At 61.9% G+C, this 19671-nt stretch carries 13 protein-coding genes, 1 tRNA gene and 1 pseudogene; 6 read left to right on the forward strand and 9 right to left on the reverse strand.

The window, feature by feature from the left end:
* Nucleotides 1-37: 37 nt before the first annotated feature.
* Nucleotides 38-2449, reverse strand: a complete 2412-nt coding sequence (locus ACZZZP_RS12360; protein WP_463382907.1) for a TonB-dependent receptor — start codon at nucleotides 2447-2449, stop codon at nucleotides 38-40.
* Between the two features lie 381 nt (nucleotides 2450-2830).
* On the opposite strand from ACZZZP_RS12360, the gene ACZZZP_RS12365 reads away from it, so the two are divergent.
* A complete protein-coding gene (locus ACZZZP_RS12365) occupies nucleotides 2831-3772 on the forward strand; it encodes a LysR family transcriptional regulator (protein ID WP_463536557.1) in 942 nt (313 codons plus the stop codon).
* Here ACZZZP_RS12365 and ACZZZP_RS12370 read toward each other — a convergent pair.
* A complete protein-coding gene (locus ACZZZP_RS12370; RefSeq protein ID WP_463382908.1) occupies nucleotides 3751-4101 on the reverse strand; it encodes a putative quinol monooxygenase in 351 nt (116 codons plus the stop codon). The two genes, ACZZZP_RS12365 and ACZZZP_RS12370, sit on opposite strands and share 22 nt — an antisense overlap.
* A gap of 339 nt (nucleotides 4102-4440) precedes the next feature.
* Here ACZZZP_RS12370 and ACZZZP_RS12375 point away from each other — a divergent pair, with 339 nt between their 5' ends.
* The gene (locus tag ACZZZP_RS12375) at nucleotides 4441-5340 is read left to right on the forward strand and encodes an AraC family transcriptional regulator (RefSeq protein ID WP_463382909.1); all 900 of its coding nucleotides are present in this window, start codon (nucleotides 4441-4443) and stop codon (nucleotides 5338-5340) included.
* Here the strand turns inward: ACZZZP_RS12375 and ACZZZP_RS12380 are convergent, their stop codons facing one another.
* Nucleotides 5341-6717, reverse strand: a complete 1377-nt coding sequence (locus ACZZZP_RS12380; RefSeq protein ID WP_463384707.1) for a short-chain fatty acid transporter — start codon at nucleotides 6715-6717, stop codon at nucleotides 5341-5343.
* Between the two features lie 280 nt (nucleotides 6718-6997).
* Here ACZZZP_RS12380 and ACZZZP_RS12385 point away from each other — a divergent pair, with 280 nt between their 5' ends.
* On the forward strand, nucleotides 6998-8422 hold the full coding sequence (locus ACZZZP_RS12385; RefSeq protein ID WP_463382910.1) for a sigma-54 interaction domain-containing protein: 1425 nt from the start codon (nucleotides 6998-7000) through the stop codon (nucleotides 8420-8422).
* 485 nt (nucleotides 8423-8907) lie between these two features.
* Here ACZZZP_RS12385 and uvrB read toward each other — a convergent pair whose 3' ends face one another.
* Nucleotides 8908-10923, reverse strand: a complete 2016-nt coding sequence (gene uvrB, locus ACZZZP_RS12390; RefSeq protein WP_122450827.1) for an excinuclease ABC subunit UvrB — start codon at nucleotides 10921-10923, stop codon at nucleotides 8908-8910.
* Nucleotides 10924-11098: 175 nt separating this feature from the next.
* Here uvrB and ACZZZP_RS12395 point away from each other — a divergent pair, with 175 nt between their 5' ends.
* Both ACZZZP_RS12395 and ACZZZP_RS12400 read left to right on the forward strand, forming a co-directional pair.
* Complete coding sequence (locus tag ACZZZP_RS12395; protein ID WP_463382911.1) at nucleotides 11099-12295, forward strand: amino acid aminotransferase; 1197 nt, start codon at nucleotides 11099-11101, stop codon at nucleotides 12293-12295.
* A gap of 82 nt (nucleotides 12296-12377) precedes the next feature.
* A tRNA-Asn gene (locus tag ACZZZP_RS12400) sits at nucleotides 12378-12453 on the forward strand.
* Nucleotides 12454-12579: 126 nt separating this feature from the next.
* Here the strand turns inward: ACZZZP_RS12400 and ACZZZP_RS12405 are convergent.
* A complete protein-coding gene (locus tag ACZZZP_RS12405; RefSeq protein WP_463382912.1) occupies nucleotides 12580-13239 on the reverse strand; it encodes a thiopurine S-methyltransferase in 660 nt (219 codons plus the stop codon).
* Between the two features lie 99 nt (nucleotides 13240-13338).
* Here ACZZZP_RS12405 and ACZZZP_RS12410 point away from each other — a divergent pair, with 99 nt between their 5' ends.
* Nucleotides 13339-14109, forward strand: a complete 771-nt coding sequence (locus tag ACZZZP_RS12410) for a DODA-type extradiol aromatic ring-opening family dioxygenase (RefSeq protein ID WP_463382913.1) — start codon at nucleotides 13339-13341, stop codon at nucleotides 14107-14109.
* Between the two features lie 117 nt (nucleotides 14110-14226).
* Here the strand turns inward: ACZZZP_RS12410 and ACZZZP_RS12415 are convergent, their stop codons facing one another.
* From ACZZZP_RS12415 to gudD, 4 genes and pseudogenes are all read right to left on the reverse strand, one after another.
* On the reverse strand, nucleotides 14227-15165 hold the full coding sequence (locus ACZZZP_RS12415; RefSeq protein ID WP_463382914.1) for a 2-hydroxyacid dehydrogenase: 939 nt from the start codon (nucleotides 15163-15165) through the stop codon (nucleotides 14227-14229).
* Nucleotides 15166-15277: 112 nt separating this feature from the next.
* A pseudogene (gene garD / locus ACZZZP_RS12420) lies at nucleotides 15278-16830 on the reverse strand (galactarate dehydratase).
* 12 nt (nucleotides 16831-16842) lie between these two features.
* Entirely contained in the window at nucleotides 16843-18246 is a 1404-nt protein-coding gene (locus ACZZZP_RS12425) for an MFS transporter (protein ID WP_463382915.1), read from the reverse strand.
* On the reverse strand, nucleotides 18247-19602 hold the full coding sequence (gudD, locus tag ACZZZP_RS12430; protein ID WP_463382916.1) for a glucarate dehydratase: 1356 nt from the start codon (nucleotides 19600-19602) through the stop codon (nucleotides 18247-18249).
* Between the last annotated feature and the right edge of the window lie 69 nt (nucleotides 19603-19671).

Below are 19671 nucleotides of genomic sequence, written 5' to 3' on the forward strand. Positions count from 1 at the left end.
TCACTTTCGGCTTGATTTTTTAAGGGCAGGCTCGGGGTTAAAAGTCGTAACGCAGGGTCACGCCGGCAGTGCGCGGCTGACCCACCGACGCGGTGTAGGCGCCGTTCAGGTAGGCAAAGGCGCTCAGGTAATACTCTTTGTCGGTGGCGTTTTTCAGCCACAAGGAGGCGTCGAGCTGGCCGTCACCGAGGTCGGTTCGCACCCCGGTTGAAAGGTTGACCAGGCCGTAGCCGTCGATTCGCGAGAGGTCGGAGTTGTCTAGCGTGCCTTCGGCTTCGGAGCGGTACGAATAGCTGGCGTTGACGTACGGTTCGAAGCCGCCGTCGGTTTGCCATTTGTATTCGCCGTTGATGTTGCCAATCCACTTCGAGGCGCCGACCACGGGCTCGCCGGTGAGATCGCAGGTGGCTGGCGCACCGGGTGCCGTGGACACTTCGCCAGGGCATGGGGCGTTTTCGAACGACAGGTAGGTGACGTCGTTGTACGAGCCGTTGACGTTCACGGTCAGGCCGCGCGTCAGCAGCGCCGTGGCTTCGAATTCCACGCCACGGCTGCGCACACTCCCGGCGTTGGCGAGCACTTGTACGAGGTTGGTGCTGCCGGCCGGTTGATACAGCGTGGTGGCCTGATAGCCGTGGATGCCGGTCCAGAACAGGTTGGCGTTCAGCAACAGTCGCCGGTCCAGCAATGTGCTTTTGAAGCCCAACTCGGCATCGTTGGCGCGCTCAGGGCCGACCAGCAAAGAGTCGGCACCGGCCGTTGGCGCGCTGGCGACTGCCAGGTTCACGCCGCCGGATTTCTCGCCATGGGACAGGCTGGCGTAGCCCAACACTTCGTCGCTGAATTTGTAACTCAGGCTCAACAATCCCGATGGCGACGCGTTGTGCAGGCTCAGGTCGCCAGAGTCGTAGGCACCCAATTGACGGTTGCGCACGGTCAGCCCGGCGCCCGTAACAGGCGCGCCGCCCTCTGGTGTGAAACGTTCGACCTTGGCTTGTTTCTCTTCATAGGTGCCGCGTAACCCGGCGGTAAAGTCCAGGCGGTCGGTGAGGTGGAAGGTGCCTTGGCCGAACAGCGCGTAGCTGTCGGTAACCACTTTGCCGTTGGCTTTGGTCGACACGTTATTCAGCGCGCCCAAGCTGTTCTGCGGGCTTGGTAACAGGAAACGGTCGGCATCGGGGCCGTAGTCGGTGAAGGTTTTGTTGCCCAGGTTTGAATTGAAAACGTAGGCACCGACGACGTAATCGAAGAAGCCGCCGGTGGGCGATGCCAGGCGAAATTCCTGGGAGAACTGGCGGTCGTGAACTTCCACGCCGGTGTTGTTGATGGCCGACACGTCGAGGCTTTCGTCGTTGGCCGGGGTGAAGTGCCAGTAGCGGTAGGCACTGACCGAGGTGAGCGTGTAGCCGCCATTGAGGTTCCAGTTCGCCTCTACCGAACTGCCGCCCTGGTGCACGCTAACGTTTTGCCGACCATTGATATTCACCACCTGGCGATCACGGTCGTACACCGGCGAGGCGCCGACCAGCGCCGCGCGGCTGCGGTACAGCGCCGGCGCGCCGTAGACGACCATGGTGCCGGTGCTGGAATCCTCCTCATTGTAGTCATTAATCCAACGCAGGCTGAAGTCGTCGTTGGGCTGGAACAACAACTGCCCGCGCACGCCCTGGCGCTCGCCGCCGTTGAGGTCGTCGCCGTTATAAATGTTGTGGGTGTAGCCATCGTCGCGGGTGCGGTAGGCCGACAGGCGCCCGGCCAGGGTGTCGGTCAGGCCGCCGGATACCGTGCCCTTACCTTGGAAATAGCCGTTCTCGCCGCCGGACACTTCCACCGTGCGCTCGGGGCTGAAGGTGGGTTTTTTCGTGCTGATATTGAGCACACCCGCCGTGGTGTTCTTGCCGAACAACGTGCCTTGCGGGCCGCGCAGCAGTTCGATTTGTTCGATGTCGAGCATGTCGAACACGGCCATGCCGGGGCGGCCTAGGTAGACGTTATCGAGGTAAATGCCGGCGCTGCCTTCCAGGCCGTCACTGGCCGGGTTATTGCCGATGCCGCGCACCGCCACGCTGGATTGGCGCGCATGAATAAAAGCGACGTTGACGCTGGGCAGCACTTGCTGCAGATCCTGCACGCGGTAGATGCGCTGGGTTTCCAGAGTCGCGCCGCTGAGGGTGGTGATCGGCGTGGGCACGTCTTGGGCGTCTTCTTCGCGGCGTCGGGCGGTGACGGTGACTTTCTGCAGGGCCGTATCGCTTTTTGCGGTTTTGCCGGCAGTGGCCGTGGCAGCAGCGCCCTCCTCGCTGGCGCCGGTATCGACGGTTTCGCTGGCCCAGGCACCGGCACTGCTCAGGGCCAGAATCAGGGTCAGGGCATAGTCCGGGGTGGCGACGCGGCTCAAGCTCAAGGGCCGCGCCAGGCGCTGGGTAAACGGGTGACTGGTCGAACGCATCGTGCACATCCTTATCTGCTCGTTTGCCCGAACGGCGGGCAAAACGATCCCCCACCGCGCAATCGCGGTGCTCGAAAAATTGGCTGGGTTAACGGGGCGAGTACGTGGGCGCGAGGCCTACGTCTGCCGGTTTTTTAGGCCTGGCAACACAGGCGCATGCTGCCGTCGGTACGGGCTCGGGCTAGACGCAGACGATGATTAAGCGAATTGCGGTGCTGTGTGGCCATGCGGCTCCCCTTGTGCGCGTCGCCATATTCATATTCGTTTATGTTCTAACCAATACAAACATGCTTTGTTGACGGAATAAGAGCCTGCATTTAAAACCAGCACCCATACAGCAGCAAATGCCTTCGACTTATTTTTTCGATGCCAGGAAAGCATATGGATCTCAGACAACTGCGCTATTTCATAGCCCTACTGGAGCACCGCAGTTTCGTGCGCGCAGCCGATGCCATCGGCATTACGCAGCCGGCGTTCAGCCGCAGCATTCAAGGCTTGGAACAGGAATTCGGCTGCGCCCTGGTGGACCGTGGCAACAAAGACCTGCGCCCCACGCCCGAGGGCCAGGTAGTGCTGCAACACGCGCTGCGCCTGGTGCAAGGCGCCGCCAACCTAAGCAGTGAAATTGAGCAGATGACCAAGCTCGACGCCGGCGACCTGCGCTTCGGCTGCGGCCCGGCGCCGGCCGTGCAGCTGGTGCCGTCGGCGGTGGCGCGGTTTCTTCAACTCTACCCGCGCGTAAACCTGGGGTTCGAGGTGGACAACTGGGAGAAACTCGGGCGCAGCCTGGCCCGCGATGAAATTGAATTTTTCGTCGCCGACATCACCCAGTTCGAAGCCGACCCGAATTTTCAGACGCAAGCCATTACCCCGCGCCGGGGCATGTTCTTTTGCCGGCCGGGGCACCCATTGCTGGCCAAGGAAAGCCTGTCGACCAACGACATGTTCGACTACCCGCTGGCTTCGCCGAAAATTCCCGCCGGTGCGCGCAAGTTCATCGCCAACCTGAGCGGGCGCAGTGACTTCGCCCCCAGTGTCACCTGCGAGCATATTCCGGCGCTGGTGCAGATCGTGCGGCACACCGATGCCATCGGCATTGGCACCGAGGAAGCGTTTCATCAAGAGTTGCAACGGGGCGAACTGCTGCCCCTGTACTGGCGCAACCTGCCGACCGATATCGACAGTCTGCAAGCGCGCTGCGGCGTGGTCAGCCGCGCCGGTTATCGGCTTTCAGCAGCGGCGCGGGCAATGATCGCCATGCTGGTGGACGTTGACGCCGAGCTGGGCCAGCCGCCGCGTTTTCAGGCAAACGCCTGTGCGTGAGGGCTGGCGGTAATGGCATCGACAGCGCCGACGGCGCCGCTGAAAGTGTGCAGGTCGATTTCGCGAACCAGGTACTCGCCGATCAAGCCGCCCAGCACTTGCAGCGGCGGTTGGCACAGGTAGGCGTTCAAGGCATCGGTGGACTGCCAGGTGCCTTGCAGCAGCCACAGTTGCTGATCGGTGAGGGAACGTTGCAGCGAATACGCCAGGCAACCCGGCTGGCCGCGCGACTGGCTGACCAACTGTTGCAAGCGGCCTTCCAGCTCGGTGCGGGCGCGTGGGGTTTCACTGGCTTTGATAAATACCAACGTGCTGACTTGCTCAGACATGAGTCGTTCTCCTTGAAAGTCAGAAACAGAATCGCGGGACGCTGGCCGGGCGGCCGTGCGTGATTTCCACGCTTGCCAGATTACGCAGTGGCGCGCCGGGGAGTTATCCGTTTCCTGCTTTCGTTTTGCCTAATCCTGCAAATGTCTGTCGAGCACTGAGCCGCGCTTGCGCAGGCTAAGGCCATGGGGATTACGGCGTTTATCCAATCCTGTCTTATGCTTGCCTAATCCTGCTCAAACACGCGGCGGGCGCTAGGCAAACGGCGCTCGCGTGCGCAAGCTGCGCGGCAGGATCGAATCACCCTCGATTCAGGTGCTTGTTTATTGAAGGAGGCCCGTATGGAAACCGAAGTCCAGCAACGCCAACACGAATTGGCGACGTTGATTCAACGCTTCACGCCTGCGCAAGGCCCCTTTCAAACCGCCATCGGGCCGCTGAGCCTGATTCGCATCGACGAGCCCACGCCCATGGCGCGCGGCGTGCACAAACCGGCGTTGTGCATCATTGCCCAAGGCCGCAAAGAAGTGACGCTGGCAGGCGAAAGTTATGTGTACGACGCGCTGAATTTCCTGGTGGTGTCGGTCACCTTGCCGATCACCGGACGCGTCACCGAAGCCTGCCCGGACAAGCCTTACCTGTGTCTGCGCCTGGACCTCGACCCGGCGGAAATCACCCGCATGATCACCGACGTCGGCCCCGTGGGTTTGCCGGCACGCCCTGCCAGCCGGGGCATGTACGTCGACCGCATCGACGCCTCGTTGCTCGACACCGTGCTACGCCTGACCCGCTTGCTCGATACACCACGGGACATCGCCATGTTGGCGCCCCTGGCCCTGCGGGAAATTTACTACCGCTTGCTGCGCAGTCCGCAAGGTCAGCAACTGATCGAAATCGCCATGGCCGACAGCCAATCCCACCGCATTACCCGCGCCGTCGAATGGCTTAACTGCAACTTCGACCAGCCGCTGCGCATTGAAGACTTGGCGCGCGTGGCCAACCTCAGCGTCTCGGCCCTGCACCATCGCTTTAAGGCCGTCACCGCCATGAGCCCGCTGCAATACCAGAAGCAACTGCGCCTGCAGGAAGCGCAGCGGCTGATGATGAGCGAAGGCCTGGAAGTGGCGGCGGCCGGTTACCGTGTCGGCTATGAAAGCCCGTCGCAGTTCAGCCGCGAATACCGTCGTCTGTTCGGCGCGCCGCCGTTGAAAGACTTGGCACGCCTGAAGAACATCGCGTAGCTACGGCGCCACCGGCGGCGTGTACTGCAAGGTGGTGCCCAGCGCCCAGAGCAAAAACAGCACCAGCGGCGTGTGCACCAGCAATTGCACAAACGAGAAGCCGATCAGGTCACGTGCGCGCAAGCCCAACACGCCCAGCAGCGGCAACATATAGAACGGGTTGATCAGATTCGGCAGCGCCTCGGCGGCGTTGTAAATCTGTACCGCCCAACCGCGGTGGTATTGCAGCTCATTGGCCACCTGCATCACGTACGGCGCCTCGATAATCCACTTGCCGCCGCCCGAGGGAATAAAGAAACCGAGCACCGCCGAGTACGCGCCCATCAGTAGCGCGTAGGTGTCGTGGGAAGCGATTTGCACAAAGAACGTGGAAATGTGGTGCGCCACCGTCTGGCCGTCGCTGCCGTTGACGGTGGTCATCAGCGCGGCGATGGAGCCGTACAGCGGGAACTGAATTAGCACGCCCGTGGTGGTCGGCACCGCGCGCGCCACGGCATCAAGAAAACTACGCGGCCGCCAATGCAGCAACGCACCGACCATCAGGAACAGCAGGTTGTACGTGTTCAAGCCAGAGATGGCGACGATGGCCGGCTTGCTGGCGAACTCCTGGGCCAGCCAACCGGCGGCCAACAGCACCAGCAGAATAATCAGCAACGGGCTGTGCTCCAGCCACTCGCCGGGGCGGCTTGGCTTTTCCAGCTTGGCGACCGTGAAGCTGGGGTCGATGCCGCACGCTTTGGCATCACGCGCACTGGTGGCGCTGGGCGCCGTGACGTAAGCAATCACCAGTGACACCACCACCAACGCCAGCAGCAACACGCCGGACTGCCAGAGAAAAATGGTTTCGGTAAACGGAATGACGCCGGTGATCGCCAGAATGGAAGGCGGCAAGCTGGTGGGGTTGGCTTGCAACTGCGCCGCTGACGACGACAGCCCCAACGCCCACACCGCGCCCAAGCCCAAATACGCCGCCGCGCCGGCTGCGCGGTAGTCCATATGCAGCTCTTCGCGACGCGCCAGCGCACGCACCAGCAGGCCGCCGAACACCAAGCTCAAGCCCCAATTGAGCAACGAGGCGGCCATGGAAATCAGCGCCACCCAGGCCACCGCCGAGCGCCCGTTTTTCGGCACGCGGGCCAGCACGTCGATCAATCGCGATGCCGGCCCGGAACTGGCCACCACGTAGCCGCCGATAACCACAAAGGCCATCTGCATGGTGAAGGGAATCAAGCTCCAGAACCCATCGCCAAACGCTTTCGCCGCCTGTGCCGGCGGCGCGCCCATCGCCAACACCGCCACGGTAACCAACAGCACTGCCAAGGTGGCGAACACCCAGGAATCCGGGAACCAGCGCTCCGCCCAATTGGAACAGCGCATGGCGAAACGGGCGTAGCGGCTTTTTTCGACTTGAGTATTCACGGCGAACCTCATGTTTGTTGTGTTGTTGGCTCGGTCTGCGCGACCGCATCGCAGCTAAAGCCGCTCCCACAGTTCGCACCACCTGTAGGAGCGGCTTTAGCCGCGAAGCTTTTTCCAGCCAGATGCTCTAGACCGCACAGTGTGGTAGTTCCACGCCGCTGCGTTTAGTTCCACCTGTATGCGTGGGCGCGGGTTTTCTGGCACGCTGGCGCCCTCCTCTGCACCAAGGCCCACGCCCATGAAAGACGCCGACAACCTCAAGGACTACAAGCAGGTACGCCAACTGGCGATCCGTTCGTTGTTCGAGATTGTTGAGCAGTCGAGCGAGGGCACGGTGATTGTCGATAAAGAGGCGCGCATCGTCTGGATGAACGAGCGCTACGCCCACCGCTACGGCCAGCCAAATGCCAAAGCGGCGGTCGGCCAGGAAGTGGAAAAAGTCATTCCCGGCAGCCTGATGCGCCAGGTAGCGGAAACCGGCGAGCCGATCTTGTTGGACATGCTCGACACCCCGAACGGCCCGTTGGTGGTCATGCGTCTGCCGATTCACGATGCGGCGGGCAAGGTAATCGGCGCCATTGGTTTCGCCCTGTTCGACCAACTCACCCGCCTGGCGCCGCTGGTCACGCGTTTCACCCAGATTCAAAAAGAACTCGCCTCGACCCGCTCACTGCTGCAAGCGCGGCAGGCGAAGTACAGCTTCTCGAACTTCATCGGTACCAGCGCCCGCAGCCTGGAAGTGAAGCGCCATGCGCGGCGGGCGGCCGGCAGTGAAAGTCCGGTGCTGTTGCTGGGCGAAACCGGCACCGGCAAGGAACTGCTCGCCCATGCCATTCACAGCGCCAGCACGCGGGCTTACAAACCCTTCGTCAGCGTTAACTGCGCGGCCATTCCTGAGATGCTATTGGAAGCGGAATTCTTCGGTACAGCCCCCGGCGCGTTTACCGGCGCCGACCGCAAGGGCCGCTCCGGCAAGCTGCAACTGGCCGAAGGCGGCACGCTGTTTCTCGACGAAATAGGCGACATGCCGTTGGCGCTGCAAAGCAAACTGCTGCGGGTGTTGCAAGAGAAAGAATACGAACCGGTGGGCTCGAACCAGATGTTGCGCAGCGACATCCGCCTGATCGCCGCCACCTCGTTGGACTTGGAAACCGCCGTGGCCGACGGCCGCTTCCGTGCCGACTTGTACTACCGCCTGAACGTGCTGCCGATTCAGGTGCCCGCCTTGCGCGAACGGCTGGATGATTTGCCGGCGCTGTGCGATGCGATTCTCGATGAGCTGCTATTGCGCGACGGGCGCGGGCATTACGAACTGGGCGGTGACGCACTAGGGTTGCTGGCCAGCCATGCGTGGCCCGGCAACATTCGCGAACTGCGCAACGTGCTGGAGCGCGCGGCGTTGCTGAGTGATGAGCCGCTGCTGACGGCTGCGGCGTTGCGCACGGCGATTGGGCGGTTTAGTCCGGTGCCGGCGGCTCAGTCGGCGCCGCGGGCAATGGGCGAGCAGGACTTCTACCGCGCCCGGGCGGCGTTTGAGCGCGAGTTGATAGAACAGAGCCTGGCGGCGCATAACGGCAACGTGATTGAAGCGGCCAAGGGATTGGGGCTGGGGCGGTCGACGTTGTACAAGAAGATGGTGGCGTTGGGGATTGGCGGGAATTAACGCAGATCGGCTCCCCTCGCCCGCTTGCGGGAGAGGGGCTGGGGGTGAGGGCCGGGGAAAACGCTGATCCAGTTCTTACACGGCATCTACGTTGAGCCTGCCCCTCACCCCAACCCTCTCCCCGGAGGGGGCGAGGGGGCTGATCGTGGATGCTACAGGTCCGCATATCGGCTCCCCTCGCCCGTCTGCGGGAGAGGGGCTGGGGGTGAGGGCCGGGGAAAACGCTGATCCAGTTCTCACACGGCATCTACGTTGAGCCTGCCCCTCACCCCCAACCCTCTCCCCGCAGGGGCGAGGGGAGCTGATCGTGGATGCTACAGGTACGCATATCGGCTCCCCTCGCCCGCTTGCGGGAGAGGGGCTGGGGGTGAGGGCCGGGGCAAACGCTGATCCAGTTCTTACACGGCATCTACGTTGAGCCTGCCCCTCACCCCAACCCTCTCCCCGGAGGGGCGAGGGAGCTGATCGAGTCCGACCTTAACCCGTCAAACCTTCAACAACCGATCCCGCAATTTCTGAATCTCGTCGCGCATCTGCGCTGCCGCTTCGAATTCCAGGTCCCGTGCCAGTTGGTACATCTTCTCTTCCAACTGACGAATGCGTTTGTTGATTTCACTCGGCGAGCGCAGTTCGGCTTCATACCGCGCGCTTTCTTCGGCCGCCTTGGCCATGCCTTTGCGTTTGTTGCTGCGCGAACCTGGCACCACGGCGCCTTCGAGGATGTCTTGCACGTCCTTTTTCACGCCCTTCGGGGTGATGCCATTGGCCAGGTTGAAGGCGATCTGCTTGTCCCGGCGTCGTTCGGTTTCGCCGATGGCGCGTTCCATGGAGCCGGTCATGCGGTCGGCGTAAAGAATGGCGCGGCCGTTGAGGTTACGCGCGGCGCGGCCGATGGTTTGGATCAGGGAGCGCTCGGAGCGCAGGAAGCCTTCTTTGTCGGCGTCCAGAATCGCCACCAGCGACACCTCGGGCATGTCCAACCCTTCACGCAGCAGGTTGATGCCCACCAGCACGTCAAACGCACCAATGCGCAGGTCGCGGATGATTTCCACGCGCTCCACAGTGTCGATGTCCGAGTGCAGGTAACGCACCCGCACGCCGTGGTCGGAGAGGTAGTCGGTGAGGTCTTCGGCCATGCGTTTGGTCAGGGTGGTGACCAGCACGCGCTCGTCAATGGCGCTGCGTTTTTTGATTTCCGAGAGCAGGTCGTCCACTTGCGTGGTGGCCGGGCGCACTTCGATTTGCGGATCGACCAGGCCGGTTGGGCGCACCACCTGTTCGATCACGCGGCCGGCGTGCTCGGCTTCGTACGGGCCGGGCGTAGCGGAAACGAAGATGGTCTGCGGGCTGATGGTTTCCCACTCGTCAAAGCGCATCGGTCGGTTGTCCAGCGCTGACGGCAGGCGGAAGCCGTATTCGACCAAGGTTTCCTTGCGCGAGCGGTCGCCTTTGTACATGGCGCCCACCTGCGGCACGCTGACGTGGGACTCGTCGATCACCAGCAAGGCGTTGGCCGGCAGGTAGTCGAACAAGGTCGGCGGCGCCTCGCCTGAGCCACGACCGGAGAGGTAGCGCGAGTAGTTTTCGATGCCGTTGCAGTAGCCCAGCTCGATGATCATTTCGATATCGAAGCGGGTGCGCTGTTCCAGACGTTGCGCTTCCACCAGTTTGTTGTTGGCGCGCAGGTAGTCGAGCCGTTCTTTAAGCTCGACCTTGATGTTTTCCACGGCGCTCAGCAGGTTTTCCCGTGGCGTGACGTAGTGGCTTTTCGGGTAAAGGGTGTAGCGCGGCAGCTTGCGCAGCACCTCGCCGGTGAGCGGGTCGAACGAGGCGATGTTTTCGATTTCTTCGTCGAACAGCTCAACGCGAATGGCTTCCAGGTCCGATTCCGCCGGGAAGATGTCGATCACATCGCCGCGCACGCGAAAGGTGGCGCGGGCGAAGTCGATGTCGTTGCGGGTGTATTGCAGGTCGGCCAGACGGCGCAGCAGTTCGCGCTGGTCCATGCGGTCGCCACGGTCCAGGTGCAGGACCATTTTCAGGTACGACTGCGGGTCACCCAGACCATAAATGCACGACACGGTGGTGACGATGATGGCGTCCGAGCGCTCCAGCAGCGCTTTGGTGGCGGACAGGCGCATCTGCTCGATGTGGTCGTTGATCGAGGCGTCTTTCTCGATAAAGGTGTCCGAAGACGGCACATACGCTTCGGGCTGGTAGTAGTCGTAGTACGAGACGAAGTACTCGACCGAGTTGTTCGGGAAGAAGCTTTTGAACTCGCCGTACAACTGCGCGGCCAGCGTTTTGTTCGGCGCCAGCACCAGCGTCGGGCGCTGCACCTGGGCAATGACGTTTGCGATGCTGAAGGTCTTGCCCGAACCCGTTACGCCCAGCAGCGTTTGATGGGAAAGCCCGGCTTCCAGGCCTTCCACCATTTGTCGAATCGCTTCTGGCTGATCGCCAGCCGGTTGAAAACGGGTCACTAACTGAAACTGCGACATTACCTACCTCGACAAAAGGCTGTGACGCAGCGAAAAACCCTACGTCATACCTGGCGAAATGCGTGCGACGTTATCGCCCCACGCAACCTTGGTCGCTATACTAGCGGCCCACTTGCGCAACCCCTAACACCGGGGTTGTTTTGGTTTACCACCCTCTTCTTCGAGCTCCCGCATCATGAGTTTGTTCTCTGCCGTCGAAATGGCTCCGCGTGACCCTATCCTTGGTCTCAATGAAGCATTCAACGCCGACACCCGCACCACCAAGGTAAACCTTGGCGTGGGTGTGTACTGCAACGAAGAGGGCCGCATTCCGTTGTTGCGCGCCGTGGCCCAGGCTGAACAGGCGCGTATTGCGGCACACGCACCGCGCGGCTACTTGCCGATCGAAGGCATCGCTGCCTACGACCAGGCCGTGCAAACCCTGATTTTCGGCGCCGACTCGGCGCTGCTCGCCGAAGGCCGTGTGGTCACCACTCAAGCCTTGGGCGGCACCGGCGCGCTGAAAATCGGCGCGGACTTCATCAAGCGTCTGCTGCCAAACGCCGTGGTTGCCATCAGCGACCCGAGCTGGGAAAACCACCGCGCGCTGTTCGAATCCGCTGGCTTCCCGGTGCAGAACTACCGCTACTACGACGCCAGCACCCATGGCGTGAACCGTGCCGGTCTGCTCGAAGACCTCAAAGCCCTGCCCGCCCGTTCCGTGGTGGTGCTGCACGCCTGCTGCCACAACCCGACCGGTGTTGACCTGGGCACTGACGATTGGCTGAACATTCTCGAGGTGTTGAAAGAGCGCGAGCACGTGCCGTTCCTCGACATCGCCTACCAGGGTTTCGGCGATGGCATTGAAGAAGACGCCGCCGCCGTTCGCCTGTTCGCTAAATCGGGGCTGACCTTCTTCGTTTCAAGCTCGTTCTCCAAATCGTTCTCGCTGTACGGCGAGCGTGTAGGCGCGTTGTCGATCGTCACCGAGTCGAAAGAACAAGCCGCCAAGGTGCTGTCGCAGGTTAAACGCGTCATCCGCACCAACTACTCCAACCCGCCAACCCACGGCGCCACCGTGGTTGCTTCCGTGCTCAACAGCCCGGAACTGCGCGCATTGTGGGAAGAAGAACTGGGCGAAATGCGCAGCCGTATTCGCGACATGCGCGTGGCCATGGTTGAACAACTGGCCGCCTTGGGCGCCAAGCGCGACTTCAGCTTCGTAGCGCAACAGCGCGGCATGTTCAGCTACTCCGGTCTTACCGCCGAACAAGTTGAACGCCTGAAAAGCGAATTCGGCATTTACGCCGTGAGCACCGGCCGCATTTGCGTGGCAGCGTTGAACAAAAGCAACCTCAACGCCGTGACCCAGGCCATCGCCGCCGTCCTCTGAAAAACGACCTAGGGAAGCTTGCGCAGGCTTGACTTCCCTTTTTGAATCAGTAGGATACGCACCGTTGCCGCAAGGCAGCTGTTCCGCGATAGCTCAGTTGGTAGAGCAAATGACTGTTAATCATTGGGTCCCTGGTTCGAGTCCAGGTCGTGGAGCCACATTCAAAGCCTCGGTTTAGCCGGGGCTTTTTTATGGGTGGTACAAAAGATCAAAAGCATCGCGGCTAAAGCCGCTCCTACAGGGTTGCGTTTTAAACTGTGGGAGCGGCTTCAGCCGCGATGCTCTTAGCGATGCCGCAAGCGATAAACCCGCTCATCCAGCCGGCTTAACCCGCGCTGCAAAAACTTCCAGTTCTCTTCGGCCTGCAAGCCGTTTTCGATGTGCAGCAGCTGCGGCTGCCAATCGTCAAGCAAATTCAGCACCTCTTCATCCGGCACCGAAAACGGCGGGCCGTCCATTTGGCTTTGTTCGTAGTCGAGGCTAACGAGCAGTCCCTGGCAGCCACTCGGCACGATGCGGGTTAAGTGCTGCGCATAGGCTTCGCGCATAGCCGCTGGGAAGGCGATCAAGGCGGCGCGGTCGTACAGGGCGGTGCAGTCGCGCACGTCTTCGGCGGTCAGGGCGAAGATGTCGCCGCACCACAACTCAAGGTTGCCGGCCTGATAAATACGAAACGCGCCATGCTCGCGCACCTGCGGTTGCAGGTGCTGTTCGCTGAAGAAGTCTTGCACCGCCTGCTCGATCAGTTCCACGCCGAGCACACGCAAGCCCTGCCCCGCCAGCCACAGCAAGTCCAGACTTTTGCCACACAACGGCACCAACACCTGCGCGCCGTCCGCTACGTTCAGCTGCGGCCAGTACTGCTGCAAGTAGGGGTTGGCCGTGGCGGCGTGGAAGCCAATCTGGTTGTTTTGCCAGCGTCGTAGCCAGAAGTCGGGCTGCATGGATTGCCTCGCTTTTTCGATCAATGTGCTCAAAATTTTATACTGGTTTTCGATAGATCCAAGCTTGAAGATGCGCCCATGTTTTTCGAGGACTCAACCATGTCGTTGCCCAGTCTGTTTATTTCCCATGGCTCACCCATGCTCGCGCTGCAGCCCGGTGCCAGCGGCCCGGCGTTGGCTAAGCTGGCGGCTGAGTTGCCGCGCCCAAAGGCGATTCTGGTGGTGTCGGCGCACTGGGAAACCAATCAGCTGTTGGTCAACAGCAATCCGCAACCGGATACCTGGCACGACTTCGGCGGCTTCCCGCCTGAGCTGTATGCCGTGCAGTACCCGGCGCCCGGCGCGCCCGACGTCGCCAAAGCCGCGCGCGATTTATTGCTGGCCGCCGACCTGCCGGCCCAGCTGGATGCCAGCCGCGTGCTCGACCACGGCGTATGGGTGCCGCTGCTATTGATGTACCCCAACGCCGATATTCCGGTGGCGCAGGTATCCATCCCCACCCGCCTCGGCCCAGCGTTTCAGCACAAGGTCGGCCGCGCGCTGGCGAGCTTGCGTGAGCAAGGGGTGTTGCTGATTGGCTCCGGCAGCATCACCCACAATCTGGGCGAACTGAATTGGCGTGCCGGCCCGGAGGTGATCGAGCCGTGGGCTAAAGCGTTTCGCGACTGGATGGTGGAGCGCCTCGCAGCCAACGACGAAGCGGCCCTGCTGGATTACCGCAGCCAGGCGCCGTTTGCGGTGCGCAGTCACCCGCGCGATGAGCATTTGCTGCCGCTGTACTTCGCCCGTGGCGCCGGCGGTGCGTTCAGCATTGCGCACCAGGGCTTTACCCTCGGCGCGCTGGGCATGGATATCTACCGCTTCGACTAATCGCCCAGCCATAAAAAAGGTGCGCTCGTGGCGCACCTGGGGGTGAAGCGAACAGCTCTATGGGAAACGCACCCTCGCTTGTGACGGGGGCGCGGTTGGCGGGCGAACCCGCGAACATCACAGCGGCGTCAGCAACTCGCCGCGCTCAGCAAAACTCTGCAAGTTGGCCAGCACCAACTCTTCCATCTGCAACCGGGTTTCTTCCGTGGCGCTGCCAACATGGGGCAGCAACATGACGTTATCCATCTCCAGCAACGCCGCCGGCACCTTGGGCTCGGCTTCGAACACGTCCAGCCCTGCCCCGCCCAGCGTGCCGTTTTGCAACGCCGTCACCAGCGCCTGCTCGTCGATCACAGAGCCGCGGGCGACGTTGATGACGATGCCTTTCGGCCCTAACGCCTCGAGCACCTGTGCGTTGACGATATGGTGCGTCGCCGCCCCGCCTACGCACGTCAGCACTAGAAAGTCGGCCCAGCGCGCCAACTCCACCAAGCTGGCTTCGTAGGTGTAGGGGCTGTCTTTGAGTGGCGAGCGGTTGTGGTAGCGCACGTCCATGTCGAACCCGCTGGCGCGCTTGACCACCACTTGGCCAATGCGCCCCAAGCCGACAATGCCCAGGCGCTTGCCGCTCACCCGACGGGCCAAGGGGAAGTTGCCCTTCAGCCAACCGCCGGCGCGCAAGAAGCGCTCGGACGCGGCGAGTTTGCGCGAGGTATCGATCATCAGGCCCATGGCCAAATCGGCCACGCAATCGTTGAGCACATCCGGCGTGGTGCTGATGGCGATGCCACGGTCACGGGCGGCGTCGACGGCAATCGAGTCGTAGCCAACGCCAAAGCTGCAGATGGCTTTCAGGTTGGGCAAGGCCGCAAGTTGCTCAGCGGAGCAGCCGAAGCGAGCTGAGGTGGCGAGCAGTTCGAACTCGGCGCCGTGGCTTTGCAGGAAAGCCTTGGGGTCGGGTTGTTGCCACAGCGCGGTGACGTCGAAGCGCTCGGCGAGGTTGTGCTGGAAACGCTCGGTCAGCGGGCCGACCTGGAGAACCTTGGGGGTGGTCATGCGTGCTCCTGGCAGATGTTATTTTTCAGGAATCGAGGCTAAAGCCTCTCCCACAGGAGACGCGATTCGGTGTGGGAGAGGCTTTAGCCTCGATGCTCTTAAGCCGCCGGCCTCAAGTAATCGGCGCCGGGTTGAACAGGGTAATGTCGTTGTGCAGTTTGTGCTGCTCGGCCCAGGTTTTTTCTTGCCGCTGGCGACATCCAGGTAGTAGTGGAACAGCTCCCAACCCAGTTCTTCGATGCTGGCACGGCCCGTGGCGATGCGGCCGGCGTCGATGTCGATGAGGTCGGGCCAGCGCTGGGCCAGCTCGGTGCGGGTCGATACCTTTACTACCGGCGCCATGGCCAAGCCGTACGGCGTGCCGCGGCCGGTGGTGAACACGTGCAGGTTCATGCCGGCGGCCAATTGCAGCGTGCCGCAGACGAAGTCACTGGCTGGCGTCGCGCAAAAGATCAGGCCTTTTTTCTCGAAGCGCTCGCCTGGGCCAAGCACGCCGTTGATGGCGCTGTTGCCGGATTTGACGATGGAGCCCAACGACTTCTCAACGATGTTCGACAGCCCGCCTTTCTTGTTGCCCGGCGTGGTGTTGGCGCTGCGGTCGGCTTCGCCTTTGGCCAAGTAGCGGTCGTACCAGTCCATTTCGCGCACCAGTTCTTGCGCCACTTCCTTGGTTTGCGCCCGCGAGGTGAGCAGGTAGATGGCGTCGCGCACTTCGGTGACTTCCGAAAACATCACCGTGGCGCCGGCACGCAGCAGCAGGTCGCTGGCGTAGCCCAGTGCCGGGTTGGCGGTGATGCCGGAAAAGGCGTCGCTGCCGCCGCATTGCATGCCCAGAATCAGCTCGGAGGCCGGCACGGTTTCGCGGCGGCGCTGGTCGAGCTTTTTCAGGCGCACTTCGGCCAGGTCCATGATCTGTTCGATCATTTCGGTGAAGCCGTGGCTGGAGTCCTGCAGGCGGTAGAGCCACGGTTCGCTGAGGTCTACCGATGGGTCGTTTTCCTGCATCACCTGCCCGGCTTGCAGCTTTTCGCAGCCCAGGCTGATGACCAGCGCTTCGCCGCCCAGGTTGGGGTTGCGCGCCAGGTTGCGCACGGTGCGAATCGGGATGTACGCGTCGGTGGCGGTAATCGCCACGCCGCAGCCGTAGCTGTGGGTCAGCGCCACCACGTCGTCGACGTTCGGGTACTTGGGCAGCAACTCGTCCTTGATGCGTTTCACCGCGTGGTCAAGCACGCCGGTGACGCACTGCACGGTGGTGGTGATGCCGAGAATATTGCGCGTGCCCACGGTGCCATCGGCGTTGCGGTAGCCCTCGAAGGTGTAGCCCTCAAGTGGCGCCGCCTGCGCTGGCACTTCGGTGGACAGCGGCAGGCTGTCCAGCGGTGGCGCTGTGGGCATGCGCAGTTGGTCTTCCTGCACCCAACTGCCACGGGGGATCGGCTTCAAGGCGTAACCGATGGTTTGCCCGTAGCGAATGATGCGCCCGCCTTCGGGAATATCTTCAAGGGTGATCTTATGGCTTTGCGGCACGCGCTCGAGGGTGGTCAGGCCATCGGCGAAGGTGGTGCCGGCTGGCACCCCTTGGTCGTTGACGACGATCACCACGTTATCCAGCTCGTGCAAACGGATGTAGCGCGGCGAGTCGGAATGTTCAATTAACTGCATGACACTCGCTCCTCAGGAGTGGGCTGGTGTGAGTTCTGCGCTGCGTTGAGCGCCGCCGCTGGTAGGCGGCTCTTTGAGTTCAACGCGCTGAATCTTGCCAACGATAACCAGGTAGCTGAACACCGCCAGCACGGCGTTGGCGCCCACGAATACCAAAGCCCATTTGAACGAGCCGGTAGCGGCAATGATGTAGCCGATAACAATGGGCGTGGTGATCGAGGCGATGTTGCCGAAGGTGTTGAACAGGCCGCCAGACAACCCGGCAATCTGTTTTGGCGAGGTGTCTGCCACCACGGCCCAACCCAATGCGCCGATGCCTTTGCCGAAGAACGCCAGGGTCATAAACCCTACCACCATCCAGTCGGCATCGACGTAGTTGCAGAACACCATGGTGGTCGACAAGGTCAGGCCGCAGACGATGGGCAGCTTACGGGCGAAGGTCAGCGAATGGCCTTTGCGCAGCAGGTAGTCGGAGATCAAACCGCCGAGCACGCCACCGATAAAGCCGCAGATGGCCGGCAGGCTGGCGATAAAGCCGGCTTTGAGAATGGTCATGCCGCGTTCCTGCACCAGGTACACGGGGAACCAGGTGAGGAAGAAGTAGGTAATGGCGTTGATGCAGTACTGGCTCAGGTATACGCCGAGCAGCATGCGGTTGGTCAGCAGCTGGCGAATGTAGTCCCAGCGCGGGCCATCGTTTTTGCGGGTCTGGTCCATGTCGACCAGGCCGCCGTTGCTTTCGATGTGGTCGATTTCCGCCTGGTTGATGCGCGGGTGTTCCTTAGGGTTGTAGATGGTCTTCATCCAGATGCCGGAGAAGATGATGCCGAGCACGCCCATGACCACGAACACGTGCTCCCAGCCCATGGCGTGCACGATCCAGCCCATGATCGGAGCAAACAGCGCGGTCGCGAAATACTGCGCCGAGTTAAAAATTGCCGAGGCCGTACCGCGTTCTGCGGTCGGAAACCAGGCCGCCACAATGCGCGCGTTGCCGGGGAACGACGGCGCTTCGGCAAAGCCCACCATAAAGCGCAGCACGAACAAGGTGGTCACTGCCCAGGCCACCGGCAAACCGCCGACGAAGCCTTGCAGCAAGGTGAACAACGACCAGATGAAAATGCCGGCCGCATAGACTTTTTTCGAGCCGAAACGGTCGAGCAACCAGCCACCGGGAATCTGCCCGAGCACATAGGCCCAGCCAAAGGCGGAGAAGATAAAACCGAGGGTGACGGCGTCAATGCCGAGGTCTTTCTGCAAGCTGGAGCCGGCGATGGAAATAGTCGCGCGGTCGGCATAGTTGATGGTGGTGACCAGAAACAGCATCAGCAGAATCAGGTAACGCACGCGAGTCGGTTTGGTGTCATGCATGGCAAGTTGCTCCCACGTTTTTTTGTTTTCGAGCGAGGCGCGCAATCAGCGCACCAGGCAAGGTCGCTTGTTATCGAAGGTCCAGTTGGGAATCAGGAACTGCATGGCCACGGCATCGTCGCGGGCGTTCAAGCCCATGCCCTGATACAGCTCGTTGGCTTTGGCCAGCGCGTCCCAATCCAGCTCGACACCCAGGCCCGGCGTCTTCGGCACCTGCACCAGACCGCCTTCGATTTTCAGCGGGTTGCGGGTCAGGTGCTGGCCGTCCTGCCAGATCCAGTGGGTGTCGATGGCGGTGACTTTGCCCGGCGCGGCGGCGGCCACGTGGGTGAACATCGCCAGGGAAATATCGAAGTGGTTGTTGGAGTGCGAACCCCAGGTCAGGCCCCAGTCGTTGCACATCTGGGCGACGCGCACGGAACCTTGCATGGTCCAGAAATGCGGGTCGGCCAGCGGGATGTCGACCGATTGCAACTGAATGCAGTGGCCCATCTGGCGCCAGTCGGTGGCGATCATATTGGTGGCGGTGAGCAAGCCGGTTTCGCGGCGGAACTCGGCCATTACTTCACGACCGGAGAAACCGTTTTCGGCGCCGCACGGGTCTTCGGCATAGGCCAGCACGCCGTGCAGATCACGGCACAGGCTGACCGCTTCTTTCAGCGACCAGCCGCCGTTGGGGTCCAGGGTGATGCGAGCATCGGGAAAGCGCTCGGCCAGGGCACGAATCGCTTCCACTTCGGCAGCACCAGTTTGCACGCCACCTTTGAGTTTGAAGTCGTTGAAGCCGTAACGCGCATGCGCGGCTTCGGCTTGGCGCACGATGCTCTCGGGGTCGAGCGCCGGCTGGTTGCGCACGCGAAACCAGGCGTCGTCGGCATCGTCTTCGCTGCGGTAGCCGAGGTCGGTTTTGTTGCGGTCGGCGATGTAGAACAAATAGCCCAGCATTTCCACCGCGTCGCGCTGCTGGCCTTCGCCGAGCAGTGCCGCCACGGGCACGCCGAGGAACTGGCCGAGCAAGTCGAGCAGTGCCGACTCCAGCGCGGTGACGGCATGAATGGTGATGCGCAGGTCGAAGGTTTGCAGGCCGCGGCCGCCGCTGTCGCGGTCGGCGAAGGTCTGGCGAACCTGGTTGAGCAAACCGTTGAAGTTGCCGATGGACTGCCCCAGCAACAGGCTGCGGGCATCTTCCAGGGTCTGGCGAATGCGTTCGCCGCCCGGCACTTCGCCAACGCCAACATGGCCAGCGCTGTCTTTGAGAATGAGGATGTTGCGGGTAAAGAACGGACCGTGGGCGCCGCTCAGGTTGAGCAGCATGCTGTCGTGGCCGGCAACCGGAACCACTTGCAGCTCGGTAATTACGGGCGCGCTGGCGATCGCCTGCGCTGGGCTTGCTGTGCTCATAACCGTTTCCCTATTTATTTTTATGCGGGGACTGGCTGAATTTCGTGTGTATCGGGCGAACGCGTCGCC

It is taken from the genome of Pseudomonas sp. AC211, assembly GCF_979258055.1.

Excerpts from the sequence above, each read along its gene's own strand:
- ACZZZP_RS12360 (WP_463382907.1), bottom strand. The coding sequence starts at position 2,449 with ATGCGTTCGACCAGTCACCCGTTTACCCAGCGCCTGGCGCGGCCCTTG.
- ACZZZP_RS12365 (WP_463536557.1), top strand. The coding sequence starts at position 2,831 with ATGGATCTCAGACAACTGCGCTATTTCATAGCCCTACTGGAGCACCGC.
- ACZZZP_RS12370 (WP_463382908.1), bottom strand. The coding sequence starts at position 4,101 with ATGTCTGAGCAAGTCAGCACGTTGGTATTTATCAAAGCCAGTGAAACC.
- ACZZZP_RS12375 (WP_463382909.1), top strand. The coding sequence starts at position 4,441 with ATGGAAACCGAAGTCCAGCAACGCCAACACGAATTGGCGACGTTGATT.
- ACZZZP_RS12380 (WP_463384707.1), bottom strand. The coding sequence starts at position 6,717 with ATGCGCTGTTCCAATTGGGCGGAGCGCTGGTTCCCGGATTCCTGGGTG.
- ACZZZP_RS12385 (WP_463382910.1), top strand. The coding sequence starts at position 6,998 with ATGAAAGACGCCGACAACCTCAAGGACTACAAGCAGGTACGCCAACTG.
- uvrB (WP_122450827.1), bottom strand. The coding sequence starts at position 10,923 with ATGTCGCAGTTTCAGTTAGTGACCCGTTTTCAACCGGCTGGCGATCAG.
- ACZZZP_RS12395 (WP_463382911.1), top strand. The coding sequence starts at position 11,099 with ATGAGTTTGTTCTCTGCCGTCGAAATGGCTCCGCGTGACCCTATCCTT.
- ACZZZP_RS12405 (WP_463382912.1), bottom strand. The coding sequence starts at position 13,239 with ATGCAGCCCGACTTCTGGCTACGACGCTGGCAAAACAACCAGATTGGC.
- ACZZZP_RS12410 (WP_463382913.1), top strand. The coding sequence starts at position 13,339 with ATGTCGTTGCCCAGTCTGTTTATTTCCCATGGCTCACCCATGCTCGCG.
- ACZZZP_RS12415 (WP_463382914.1), bottom strand. The coding sequence starts at position 15,165 with ATGACCACCCCCAAGGTTCTCCAGGTCGGCCCGCTGACCGAGCGTTTC.
- gudD (WP_463382916.1), bottom strand. The coding sequence starts at position 19,602 with ATGAGCACAGCAAGCCCAGCGCAGGCGATCGCCAGCGCGCCCGTAATT.